General features: G+C 72.1%; 13 protein-coding genes. 7 read left to right on the top strand and 6 right to left on the bottom strand.

Annotated features, from left to right (window positions below):
- Positions 1 to 81: 81 nt before the first annotated feature.
- The gene (locus OUQ99_RS16915) at positions 82 to 543 is read left to right on the top strand and encodes an SgcJ/EcaC family oxidoreductase (protein ID WP_267944724.1); all 462 of its coding nucleotides are present in this window, start codon (positions 82 to 84) and stop codon (positions 541 to 543) included.
- A 205-nt stretch (positions 544 to 748) separates the two neighbouring features.
- Positions 749 to 1,324 (top strand): YciI family protein, encoded by a 576-nt coding sequence (locus OUQ99_RS16920; RefSeq protein ID WP_267944725.1) that lies wholly within the window; start codon positions 749 to 751, stop codon positions 1,322 to 1,324.
- A 130-nt stretch (positions 1,325 to 1,454) separates the two neighbouring features.
- On the opposite strand, the gene OUQ99_RS16925 is transcribed toward OUQ99_RS16920, so the two are convergent.
- Both OUQ99_RS16925 and OUQ99_RS16930 read right to left on the bottom strand, forming a co-directional pair.
- Positions 1,455 to 2,009: a GNAT family N-acetyltransferase gene (locus OUQ99_RS16925; protein WP_267944726.1), complete on the bottom strand. Its 555-nt coding sequence runs from the start codon at positions 2,007 to 2,009 to the stop codon at positions 1,455 to 1,457.
- A gap of 184 nt (positions 2,010 to 2,193) precedes the next feature.
- The gene (locus OUQ99_RS16930; RefSeq protein ID WP_267944727.1) at positions 2,194 to 2,751 is read right to left on the bottom strand and encodes a TetR/AcrR family transcriptional regulator; all 558 of its coding nucleotides are present in this window, start codon (positions 2,749 to 2,751) and stop codon (positions 2,194 to 2,196) included.
- Between the two features lie 295 nt (positions 2,752 to 3,046).
- Between OUQ99_RS16930 and OUQ99_RS16935 the strand changes: the two genes are divergently transcribed.
- From OUQ99_RS16935 to OUQ99_RS16945, 3 genes are all read left to right on the top strand, one after another.
- Positions 3,047 to 3,490, top strand: coding sequence for a nuclear transport factor 2 family protein (locus OUQ99_RS16935; RefSeq protein ID WP_267944728.1), 444 nt, complete (start codon positions 3,047 to 3,049; stop codon positions 3,488 to 3,490).
- Between the two features lie 726 nt (positions 3,491 to 4,216).
- Complete coding sequence (locus OUQ99_RS16940; RefSeq protein ID WP_267944729.1) at positions 4,217 to 5,212, top strand: NADP-dependent oxidoreductase; 996 nt, start codon at positions 4,217 to 4,219, stop codon at positions 5,210 to 5,212.
- A 67-nt stretch (positions 5,213 to 5,279) separates the two neighbouring features.
- A complete protein-coding gene (locus tag OUQ99_RS16945; RefSeq protein WP_267944730.1) occupies positions 5,280 to 6,140 on the top strand; it encodes an alpha/beta fold hydrolase in 861 nt (286 codons plus the stop codon).
- Between the two features lie 201 nt (positions 6,141 to 6,341).
- Here the strand turns inward: OUQ99_RS16945 and OUQ99_RS16950 are convergent, their stop codons facing one another.
- Both OUQ99_RS16950 and OUQ99_RS16955 read right to left on the bottom strand, forming a co-directional pair.
- Positions 6,342 to 7,055 (bottom strand): SDR family oxidoreductase, encoded by a 714-nt coding sequence (locus tag OUQ99_RS16950; protein WP_267944731.1) that lies wholly within the window; start codon positions 7,053 to 7,055, stop codon positions 6,342 to 6,344.
- A gap of 55 nt (positions 7,056 to 7,110) precedes the next feature.
- Complete coding sequence (locus tag OUQ99_RS16955) at positions 7,111 to 8,187, bottom strand: alkene reductase (protein WP_267944732.1); 1,077 nt, start codon at positions 8,185 to 8,187, stop codon at positions 7,111 to 7,113.
- 160 nt (positions 8,188 to 8,347) lie between these two features.
- Here OUQ99_RS16955 and OUQ99_RS16960 point away from each other — a divergent pair, with 160 nt between their 5' ends.
- Both OUQ99_RS16960 and OUQ99_RS16965 read left to right on the top strand, forming a co-directional pair.
- Positions 8,348 to 8,968, top strand: coding sequence for a TetR/AcrR family transcriptional regulator (locus OUQ99_RS16960; RefSeq protein WP_267944733.1), 621 nt, complete (start codon positions 8,348 to 8,350; stop codon positions 8,966 to 8,968).
- A gap of 219 nt (positions 8,969 to 9,187) precedes the next feature.
- Positions 9,188 to 9,793, top strand: coding sequence for a TetR/AcrR family transcriptional regulator (locus tag OUQ99_RS16965; protein ID WP_267944734.1), 606 nt, complete (start codon positions 9,188 to 9,190; stop codon positions 9,791 to 9,793).
- Positions 9,794 to 9,940: 147 nt separating this feature from the next.
- Here the strand turns inward: OUQ99_RS16965 and OUQ99_RS16970 are convergent, their stop codons facing one another.
- Positions 9,941 to 10,657, bottom strand: a complete 717-nt coding sequence (locus tag OUQ99_RS16970) for an ABC transporter permease (protein ID WP_267944735.1) — start codon at positions 10,655 to 10,657, stop codon at positions 9,941 to 9,943.
- 75 nt (positions 10,658 to 10,732) lie between these two features.
- Positions 10,733 to 11,617: an ABC transporter ATP-binding protein gene (locus tag OUQ99_RS16975; protein WP_267944736.1), complete on the bottom strand. Its 885-nt coding sequence runs from the start codon at positions 11,615 to 11,617 to the stop codon at positions 10,733 to 10,735.
- Between the last annotated feature and the right edge of the window lie 56 nt (positions 11,618 to 11,673).

The raw sequence follows: 11,673 nt of genomic DNA on the forward strand, positions 1-11,673 counted from the left end.
GCGGAGGCCCCGGCGGATCCACCGTCGGGGAAGCGCACAGGGCGGCCCCCTCGGAGGGCCGTGGACGGGAGGAGAACGATCATGACCACGGAGGAGGAACGGCCCGTGCGAGGAGACGACGCGCAGGAGGCGGCGCGGGAGGAGTTGCGCGGCCTGGTGGCGGCCCAGCAGCGGGCCTGGGCCGCGGGCGACGGGGCGGCGTTCGCGGCGGCCTTCACCGAGGACGCCGACTTCGTCGCCGTCGACGGCTCCCACCTGCGCACCCGGGCCGGGATCGCAGCAAGCATGCAGGAGGGGTTCGACACCTTCATGGCGGGCACCCGTCTCACCGACCCGCAGGCATGGCACATCCGTTTCGTCGGTTCCGACCTGGCGGTGGTCGTCACCAGCGGTGTCTGCGTGCTGTGGCCGGGCGCTCGCACCGGTCGGCCCGAGGACCTGTCCATCCAGACACGCGTGGCCGTCCGCGAGAGCGGAGCATGGCTGTTCACCTCCTTCCAGAACGGCCGCATGCGCCCGCCGGAGCCGCCCCCGGCCCGCTGAGACGGCCCCGTTCCCCGGTGGCCGCGGACGGTGTCCCCGTATCGGCAGGGAATCCTGACGTGGCGCGGGGCCGCCGTCCCATCGCCTTCGGGCCGGTCGGCCCCGTCCCCGCAACGCGAGGCGCCCGGACACCGGAGTCGTCAGCGCGGGCGGCCGACCCTGCCCCGGCCCGCTGCCCCCGGGGGCGTGCCGATACCTTTCATCCATGCTGTTTCACGTGCACGCCGAGGACCGCCCCGGGCTGGGGTCCGAACTGTACGACCTCGCAGAGGAGCACTGGTCCTACATGGACCGGTTCGAGGACCGGTTCCTCCTGCGGGGCCCCACCCTGGACGACGACGGTGAGGAGCACACGGGAAGCGTCCACGTGGTCGAGGTCCCCGACCGCGCCGCCGCGGAGCGGTTCGCGACCGAGGAGCCCTACTGGTCGGCCGGCCTCTACACCGGATACACGGCCCTCCGCGCGGTCCTCCTGTCCGACCGCAAGCCGGACACGGACGGGGAGGAGGCGCCCCACACGCTGGTCACCGGTGTGTGGGCCCCGAGGCCCCGTTCCGGAGGTGAGTCCGACCTGCTGCCGTCGGATGCCGGCCCCGGCGGCAGCCTGCACTTCACGGCACTCCTCGTCGACGACGACGGGACCGCCACGACCGGGATGATCGCGGTCGTGCGGGCTCTGCCGGACGAGGCGGTGGAGGTCGTGCGGCCGTTCGCGGATCGGCTCGCGGACGCCCCGGCCGCGCTGTCCGCACAGCGCTGGTGCCGCGGCGGACGCAACTAGTTCGTGCGTCCCGGGTTGTTCCGGGCCCTCTCCCACCGGCGAACTTCCCCTCGCCGCGCCTCCGCGCCCGTGAAGCCCGGACGGGCTGTACACCGCACGTCGTCGTGCGAGTGATCGCCCGGACGACCGCTCATCGACCGAAAGCCTTCGGAAAACACTCCCCGGGGCCGGGGGAGGTCAACGGCAGGTGGAAACGGGTGTAGGCCGGAAACTCCTCGACCGGGGCGAATCCGAGCCTGCGCAGTACGGCGGCGCTCGGATCGTTGCCACGGGTGACGCCCGCGAACATGTCGGTGGCGCCCAGGACGGTGAAGGCGCTCCCGATGAGAGCGGCGCAGGCCGCGCCCGCCCGGCCCTTCCCGGTGGCGGCCCGGGCGAGCCAGTAGCCCAGGCCGTAGTGCGGCGGAGCGGCCGCGATGATGCTGACCTGGCCCACCAGGCTCTCGCGCAGCCGTATGCCGTAGGCGCGTTCCTTCCCGGCGGAGTGGGCCAGTGCCTCCTCGATCTCCTCCACAGAAGCCCGGACCTGTTCGGTGAAGTCGCCGTGACGGGTCAGATGGACGGTGTCGGCCTGCAGGAGAGCCCGGATGCCGGCGGCGTCGGCGGGGGTGAGCACGCGCAGGGACACGTCGGGGATCCGGGTGGGCAGCGTCTCCGGCAGAGTCCCGAGCGGGGGGTGGACCATGGCGGCCACGATAGAGGGGCCCGGGCTCACGGGCGACGGGATATCGTGCGGGCCCGCTCCCCCGCCGGTGTACGCACGGCGGCGTTCGGCGGTGGAGAGCTGCCACCGCGCCCACCCTGCGCCCCGCGACCGGGAAACAGGACGGTCGTCGGCGCCGGTTCGGGTCATCGCTGTCGGAGCCCGGTCAACGGACCTCCTGGAGGGAGGCGGCGGCCGCGAGGAGGCAGGAACCGAACTCCTCCTCTCCGCCGGCGTCGACCCACCGCTCGAAGGCCTCCTGGTAGAAGACCGCGGCGACCCGCGCCACGATCCTCGCGGAGCCGGGCTCCACGCCGCGCTGCACCAGCGCGTCGCCGACGGCCCCGGCGAGGTCCGCGAGCTTGGTGCGGTCGCCCTCCTGCAGGTCGGGGCTCGTCTCGATCACGGCTCGGCGTTCGGCCGCGTGGTCGACGTAGTCGGCCAGGCGGGCACCGACCTGGGAGAAGGCGCTGAAGACGGCGGTCACCGGGGCGTCGTCCGCATCTGCGGCGAGGACGGCCTGCGCCACGGCGGCGGACAGCCGTTCCGAGCCGCCGAACAGGACCTCGCGCTTGTCGGGGAAGTAGCGGAAGAACGAGCGCCGGGTGATGCCCGCGCGCTCGGCTATGCGCGCCACGGTCACGTTGTCGTACCCGTGGTCTGTGAACAGTTCCAGTGCGGCCTGCTCGAGCCGCCCCTGTGTGCCCGGGTTCCATCTCGCCATGGACCGACCCCAACGGTGACGACACCCTGGGACGTCACCCGGCGAGGTCGCTCCTGTCGGACCTGGGCGAACAGGGAGGAGCGACGACGTCGACCACGCGCGACGGCGGGGTACGGGTTCTGGAGCCACCGGCCGACAGCCGCGCGCGACCGGGGGTCCGGCTGGTCGCCCCGTCCGGGAGGGGGCCGGGGCAGCCCGGGGCCCCGGTCGTCGGAGAGGCCGATCGTCCTCGCCACGGGCTAGATTGGGGCCTTCGCCGCCCGAGCAGGAGGCGGTCCCTACGGAGGAGCCGGCCATGTCGACAACAGCAACCGCGAACACCCACGCAGCGGTGGAGGAGTTGCTGCGCAGGATCGGTGAGGGCGACCCCGAGCGCATCGCCGAACTGTACGCCGATCGGGGCGACTGGAAGCTGAGCTGGCCGCAGGCCGAGCACGGCCGCGCCGCCACGCCCTGGATCCGCCACCGCTCCACCCGGGCCGACGCGGCCGCCCACTACCGCGAGATCGCCGAACACCATGTGCCGGAGCAGGTGGCGACCGAGATCGAACGCGTCCTCGTCGACGGGAACGACGCGGTCGTGCTCGGGGAGATCCGCCAGACCGCCCGGCCCACCGGACGCGCGTACCGTGCCCGGTTCGCCATGCACCTCACCTTCGAGGACGGCCTGGTCACCAGGCACCACGTCTACGAGGACAGTCTCGCCGTCGCCGAGGCCTTCGACGCCGACGACCGGTGAGGGCTTCCCTCGGAGCCTGCCCCTGACGTAGGACGCCCTTCCCGGGGCGCGGTTCGGGGACGCGCCCACGTGGGCGCGTCCCCGCCGGTCCGCCAGGGCGGCGTCACCCCCGGACCGGGCGGAGGCCGGGAGCCCGCCCGGCCGAGCCGGCACCCCGGGCCGCAGCGCGGCGGAGCGGCCGCGATGATGCCGACCCTGTCCGCCAGGGCCTCGATCGGATGTCGGCCCCGGAGGCCACGGTGGGCGGGCACGGCCCCACCGGTGATGGAGTGTCTCCCGGTTCCCGGCGAGGGCGCCGAACCCGGTGCGGCCGCACTCCTGGAGTCCAGACCCGACCGCGATCACGGCGCGGCGCTCGGCGGCCTTCCTGCCGGACTCGCTCTCCTCGGTCCACGGCGCCGCCGCCGGGGCGTTGGCGCCTCGCCGCTGCGTCACGCGCCTGCACACGGCCAGGCTCTCCCTCTGCACAATTTATGAGTATACTCATTTTTGATTACACTCATTAAAGCCGGGTATGTCCAGGTCAGGGAGAGGCCGGCCTGTGGCACACCGGACAACGGCATCCGAGCTCGTGGCCTCGGCCCCACCGCCACCGCTCACGTGACCGGCCGGAGGCGGCTCCGACTTCCCGCACCGCAACGCGTGCACCACCGCGGGACGGTCCCTTCCGCGCAGTGCGCAGCGGCCGACACCACACCCGGCCCCACGGAGAAGGAGCGACAGGGCATGAGAGCGTTCGTCATCACCCGGTACAAGGAGGAGCCGAGGGAGACCGAGGTCCCCGAACCGGTCGTCGGGGAAGGGGACGTGCTCGTCCGGGTGGAGGCCGCCGGGCTGAACCAGCTGGACGAGAAGACCCGTGTCGGCGAGTTCAAGCAGATCCTGCCCTACAAGTTTCCGCTGATCCTGGGGAACGACGTCGCCGGAACGGTCATCGGCGTCGGCGCCGAGGTCCGGGGTTTCAAACCCGGCGACCGGGTGTACGCCCGGCCCGGCAAGGACCGGATCGGTACCTTCGCCGAACGCATCGCCGTCTCCGAGGCGGACCTGGCCCCCACACCTTCGTCGATCCCCATGACGGAGGCGGGTTCGCTGCCGCTGGTGGCGCTCACCGCCTGGCAGGCGCTGGTCGAACGCGGCAGCGTGGGGCCCGGCCAGAAGGTCCTCGTCCACGCGGGCTCGGGTGGCGTCGGGTCGATCGCCATCCAGCTCGCCAAACACCTCGGTGCGCACGTGGCGACGACCGCCAGCGCCTCCAACGCCGACTTCGTCCGTGAGCTGGGCGCGGACACCGTCATCGACTACCGCAGCCAGGACTTCGAGCAGGTGCTGAGCGGGTACGACCTGGTCCTGGACAGCCTGGGCGGCAAGAACCTGGAGAAGTCGCTGCGTGTGCTCCGGCCCGGCGGCAAGGCGATCGGGATCTCCGGACCGCCGGACCCGGACTTCGCCCGGGAGATCGGCCTGAACCCGCTGCTGCGCCTGGCGATCACCGGTCTGAGCGCGGGGATCCGCCGCCAGGCCAAGAAACTCGGCGTGACGTACGAGTTCTTGTTCATGCGCGCCGACGGCGACCAGCTGCGCCGGATCAGCGCCCTCGTCGACGCCGGGGAGCTGCGCCCCGTCGTGGGAAGGGTGTTCCCCTTCGAACAGGCGCCCCAGGCCCTGCGGGCCCTGGCGGAGGGAGGCATCCGCGGCAAGGCCGTCATCAGCCGCACATGACCACTCGTCGGAAACCGTCCACCGCCGTCGAGCCGTCCCGTGCCGACACACCATCAGGGGAACCATCATGAGCGAGACCAGCGACGAACCGGTCAACACCTCGTACGCGAAGGCGCCGACCCGCACGGTCACCGCGGGCGGGGTGACCTACGCCTACCGGGAACTCGGGCCGAGAGGGGGCATCCCCGTCGTGTTCTTCGTGCACCTGGCCGCGACCCTGGACAACTGGGACCCGCGCATCGTCGATCCCGTCGCCCGGGAACGGCACGTCATCGCCTTCGACAACCGCGGGGTCGGGGCCTCGACCGGCGAGGTCCCCGACACGGTGGAGGCCATGGCCGCCGACGCGGCCGCCTTCGTCAGGGCCCTGGGGTTCGGGGAGATCGACGTCTTCGCCTTCTCCCTCGGCGGCATGGTCGCCCAGGTACTGGCGAGCGAGCACCCCGGACTGGTCCGCAGGCTCGTCCTCACCGGCACCGGGCCCGCCGGGGGCAAGGACATCGACAAGGTCGCCAGGACCACGTACTACGACATGGCGCGGGCGGCGCTGACCCGGTCGGACCCGAAGGAGTTCCTGTTCTTCAACCGCGACGCCACCGGCAAGAAGGCAGGGAAGGCGTTCGTCGAGCGGCTTGGGGAACGCACCGCGGATCGCGACGCACCCATCAGGGTCAAGGCCCTCCAGAAGCAGTTGAAGGCCATCAAGAGGTGGGGGCGTTCGACGCCCGCCGACCTGTCGGTGATCGCTCAGCCCACCCTGATCGCCAACGGGGACAACGACCGCATGGTGCCCTCGGTGCTCTCCGAGGACCTGCACCGGCGCATCCCCGGCTCCGAACTGGTCATCTACCCCGGCTCGGGCCACGGGGGCATCTTCCAGTACCACCGGGAGTTCGCCCCCGTCGCCGTGGAGTTCCTCACCCGTTGACGCCGCGGGAACGTCCCCGGACCCCGACGGCCGGGGGCCGGGGGCCGGGGCCAGGGAGGGGATGGTGCAGGGCCCCGCGCGTGCACCCGGCGAGGCCGCCGAACGCCGTGCGGGTCCCCCGCCCTCGGGCAGCGGCCCACCGCGCCGGTGCCGGGCGCCGCGACCGTGACACGCACGGCCGCGGCGCCCGGCACCGGGGTCTCAGGCGTTCGTCGCGTCGAGCTGGGGGTAGAGCGCCTCGATCGGGGCACTGAGCCCGGCCTTGACCTTGACGGAGTCCTCGTCCGCGAGGACCTCGTACTGTCCGGCCTCGGTGGCGTCGAACACGGCGCGCACGAGGCCGGCGGGGTCGGTCTTGGGACCGGCGGAGTGCGCGGCCATCGGGGTGTCGACGTAGCCCACGTGCACTCCGACGACGTGCACCCCCTCAGGGGCGAGCTCCAGGCGTAGGGAGTTGGTCGCCGACCACAGTGCGGCCTTGGTCGCGCTGTAGATGCCGGCTACGGCGTACCAGCTCAGCGCCGAGTGGATGTCGATGATGGCCGACGCCTTCTTCGCCGACAGGACGGGGGCGAAGGCGCGGGCGAGGAAGAGCGGGCCCAGGAAGTTGGTCTCGACGTTGGTGCGGATCTCCTCGTCGGTGTGCGTGAGGATTCCCGGGCTGGACACCGAGGTCCCGGCGTTGTTGACCAGCATGGTCACGTCACCGGCGGCTTCGACGGCCTCCCGGATGGAGACAGGGTCGGTGACGTCCAGACGCAGGGGGACGATGCGCTCGTCGTCCCAGGTCCGGGGCTTGCGCGCGGTGGCGTAGACCTTGGTGGCGCCGCGCGCCAGGGCCTCGTTGACGAAGTGTGTGCCGATACCGCCGTTGGCTCCGGTGACCAGGACGACGGATCCGTCGAGTGTGGGCATGTTCGTTCTCCTCAACTGTTCGCTGTGGGGGATCCGGGTGGGGTTGCGGGGCCCGTCAGTCCGTGGCCAGAGTGGGGTAGTCGGTGTAGCCCCGTGCGCCGCCGCCGTACAGGGTGGTCGGGTCCACCTCGTTGAGCGGGGCGTCGTTGCGCAGGCGTTCGACGATGTCGGGGTTGGCCAGCGCGAAGCGGCCCAGGGGCGCGATGTCGGCGAGCCCGGCGTCGATGTCGTCGGCGATCTGCTCCCGGGTGCGCCCGTAGCGGACCACGAGCAGCGCGGTGGGCCACACAGCGCGCAGCGACCGAAGGAGGTCGTCGTCCCCGATGTGGTGGATGTGCAGGTAGGCCAGGTTCAGGTCCGCGAGCCGACCGACCAGGTGACGGTACTGGGCGCGCACGCCCTCGGTGTCGCCCTCGTCGATCCCGCCCAGGGGAAAGGCCGGGGACAGTCGGATTCCGACGCGGTCCGCGCCGATCTCCTCGGCCACCGCCCGGGCGACCTCGACGACGAACCGGGCGCGGTTCTCCACCGACCCGCCGTAGGTGTCGGTGCGCTGGTTGGAGTTCGGGGAGAGGAACTGGTGGAGCAGGTACCCGTTGGCGCCGTGGATCTCCACCCCGTCGGCGCCGGCGGCGATCGCGGATGCCGCCGCGTGCCGGAAGTCGGAGATGGTGGCCTGGATGTCCCCGATGCTCAGCTCGCGGGGCACGGGTGTCTTCCGGGGGCCGGTCGGGGTGAAGATGTCCGCATCGGCGGAGATCGCCGAGGGGGCCACCGGCCGGCGGTGGTGCGGTGTGTTGTCGGGGTGGGCGATGCGGCCCGTGTGCATCAGTTGGATGAAGAGCGCCCCGTCACCGTCGTGGACGGCGTCGGCGACCCGGCGCCAGCCCTCGATGTGCGCGGGCGTGTGGATGCCAGGGGTGTTGGGGTAGCCCTGTCCGTCCTCCGAGGGTTGTGTGCCCTCGGTGATGACCAGTCCGAGGGAGGCGCGCCGGCCGTAGTACTCGGCGGCCAGGTCACCCGGCGTGCCGTCCGGGTGGGCGCGGTTGCGGGTCATCGGCGCCAGTGCGAGGCGGTGCGGAAGCTTCACCCGGCCGAGGGTGAAGGGCTGCCAGAGCGAGGAACTGTTCATGGGTCGGTTGCTCCGTGACGTCGATCGGTCGTGGATGCCGCCTTGGGAGGGGGCGCTCCGCACCCGCGTGGGAGAATGAGCCCGGTCAGGTAGGCACCACACTTTAAATGACTATGCTCATAACTGAGTCTAGTCAGTCTCTATTCCCAAGGAGGGCACGATGCCATCCGCCTCCCGGGCGCAGGGGCGACGCGAGCGCAACAAGCAGCAAAAACTCGAACGCATCACCGCCGCCGCCGGCGAGCTCTTCGCGGAGCACGGGATCGACGAGGTCACCACCCAGCAGATCGCCGAGCGCGCCGACATCGGCACCGGCACCCTGTTCCTCTACGCCAAGAGCAAGGGCGAACTGCTTCTGCTGGTACAGAACTCCCACTACTCCGAGTCCCTGGAGCGGGGGGTCAGGGACGCCGAGGGCATCACCGACACGGTGGACGCCGTGATGGCCGTCGTGCGCCCGATCGTCGAGTGCAACCGCACGCAGATCGAGAACGGACGCACCTACCTTCGCGAGATGGTGTTCGGCGACCCCGAGGAGCCCCACCACCGTGACGCCCTCACGATCACGGCCCGGACCGAGGCGAGCATCGCCGCCCTGATAGGTCGGGGCCCCGGGATCGGCGAACACGAGGCCGCGACACTGGCGCACACCGTGTCGGCCGTCATGTTCCTCAGCATGGCGGCATCGGTGAACATCACGGCGAGCGTCGAGGAGATCGTCCAGGACATCCGCGGCCAGATCGCCGTCATGCTCCCCGGCACGGGCAGCGGCCGCGCCTGAACACCTGTGCCCGCCGGGCCGGCCACTCCCCCGTCGCTCGTCGGAGCAGATCCCTGGCGTAGGACGCCCTTCCCGGGGCGCGGTTCGGGGACGCGCCCACGTGGGCGCGTCCCCGCCGGTCCCTCGGAGGGCATCCGCGCGGGGCCGGGCGGAGGCCGGGGCCCGCCCGGCCGCGGCTCCTCGCCCCGGGTTTCTGTACCGACCGGTTAGGATCGTGGCATGGGTGTTTCCCGGAGTACTGTCATCGGCCGTCCCAGGGAGTTCGACGTCGACGAGGCGCTGGAGTGCGCCATGCGCGTCTTCTGGGAGAGGGGCTACGAGGGGGCGAGCCTCGCCGACCTGACCGGCGCCATGGGGATCACCAAGACGAGCATGTACGCGGCCTTCGGCAACAAGGAGCAGCTGTTCCGCAAGGCCCTGGAGCGCTACACCGAGGGGCCGGCCTCCTACGCGGCGCGCGCCATGGAGGAGCCGACCGCCCGGCAGGTCGCCGAGGCGCTCCTGCGCGGCTCGGTGCGGACCACGACCCTCCCCGGAGGCCCTCCCGGGTGCCTGGGCGTGCAGGGCGCGCTGGCGTCGGGTGAGGGGGGCAGGCCCGCGCACGACATGCTCGTCGCCTGGCGCAACGACGCGACGCTGCGCGTGGAGGAGCGCTTCCGGCGGGCCGTCGACGAGGGCGACCTCCCGGAGGACGCCGACCCGCGGCGGTTGGCCCGGTACATCATGACGGTGGCGTTCGGCATCGCCGTCCAGGCCGCCAACGGCCTCGGCCGCGACGAGCTCCAGGACAGCGCCGACATGGCGCTGCGGAACTGGCTGCCGTAGCGGGCTCCCCTCCGCGGCGGGCTCGCGGGCGCCTGCCCGAGCGCTGCCGCGCCCGCACCGTTCCCGGCGCGGGCGCCCGGACGCCGTCCGCGGCCCTCAGCACCGCCCCCTCGGCGTCCGTCGTCCGCGCGCCCACGGCTCCTCGGCTCAGCGGCGCGGTTCCCACCGGAAGATCCGGGTTGCCAGGGTGACGGCGACGACGACCCAGGCCAGGGTCGGGGCCAACAGGAACAGCGACTCCGAGAGCGGGACGCCGCCGTTCCAGGCGTTGACGACCAGCTCGGAAGCCGCACCGCCGGGGAGCAGCCGCTTGAGCAGGGTGAGCTCCTCGGTGCCGGTGAACCCGACCCAGCCGGACACGGCGAGCACGCCGATGAGGACGGGCAGGGTGGTCACCTGGGCGTGCTCGGGAGAGTTCGTCACCCCGGCCGTGGCCAGTGCCAGTCCGATCATCATGACCACCGTCGCGAGGGTGGCCGCCCCTGTGAGCAGGAGGTCGGCCGGCGGGTCGGCGACGACGGACAGCACGACCAGGACCACGCCCACCTGGGCCAGCGTGATCGCGGTGACCGGGAGCAGCAGCCCGGCGAGGATGCGGGTGTCGTCCACCGCGGTGGAGCGCAGCCGCTTGAGGAACAGGTTCTGGCGGCGGGAGGCTAGCGTGGTGACGGCGGTGGTGTAGAGCCCCATCGTCACGACGAGGAACATCAGCACCGCGGCGACGGCCCCGAGGTCGAGGGCCGGGATGCGGTCGTGCAGGTACATGTAGAAGGCGCTGGACGCCGCGGGCATGACGAGCATGGTGACCAGGATCAGCCGGTTCCGGAAGATCTGGATCAGCTCACCGTGAGCGATCGCGAGCATGGCGGGGATCCTTTGACTGGAAGTTGCGGAAGAAGGGCGGCCGGCGACGGCCGGGTCCGGGAGGGACCGCACGGTCTACTCGCTGCCGATGGCGCGGAAGACGTCGTCGAGGCGGGTCGGCCCGGCCTGGAGGTCGCGCAGTTCCGCCCCGTGGTCGTGCGCCCAGTTCAGGAGCGCGCGCAGGTCCTCCTGCAGACCGGTGGTCTCGACGAGGAACGACCCGTCGCCCTGGGGAACGGCGGGCAGCGGCAGCGCCGGGGCGGAGGGCGCGAGGGAGAAGCGGACCGTGGCGGGCAGCGTGCGCGTGAGCTCGGAGACCGTCCCCTCGCGGTGGAAGGAGCCCTGGTGCATGAGCCCGATCCGGTCGGCGCGCTGCTGGGCCTCCTCCAGGTAGTGCGTGGTCAGGACGACGGTGGAGCCGTCCTCGCGCAGCCGGTCCACGGCCTCCCACAGGGCGTCCCGGGACTGGATGTCCAGGCCGGTGGTGGGCTCGTCGAGGAAGACCAGCTCCGGTGCCCCGTACACGGCGGTGGCGAAGTCCAGCCGGCGCTTCTCGCCGCCCGAGAGCTGGGAGACCTTGGTGCCGGCCTTGCGGGTGAGGTCGACGACGCCGAGCAGGCGGTCGACGCTGTCCGTGCGCCTGCTGAGCCGGCCGATCAGGCGGACCGACTCCCGGACCGTGAGGTCCGGGGAGAAGCCGCTCTCCTGGAGCATGATGCCCGTGCGGGGCCGTACGCCGCGGCGGTCGCGCGGGTCGCTCCCGAAGACCCGCACGGTGCCGGACGTGGCGGGGCGGTGGCCCTCGACGGCCTCCAGGGTCGAGGTCTTCCCGGCCCCGTTCGTTCCGAGCAGCGCGTAGAGTTCCCCGCGCCCCACGTGGAAGGACAGGTCCTTCACGGCGTGGAAGTCGCCGTACTTCACGTTCAGGTGCTCGACTTCGATGACTGGTTGCGTTGGCATGTCCCCATTCCAGCCGTCGGCGCCGCCGTCCGGCAGTCGCACCACGTCACTGATGC

Source organism: Streptomonospora nanhaiensis (genome assembly GCF_026642255.1).
Taxonomy (GTDB): Bacteria; Actinomycetota; Actinomycetes; order Streptosporangiales; family Streptosporangiaceae; genus Nocardiopsis; species Nocardiopsis tropica.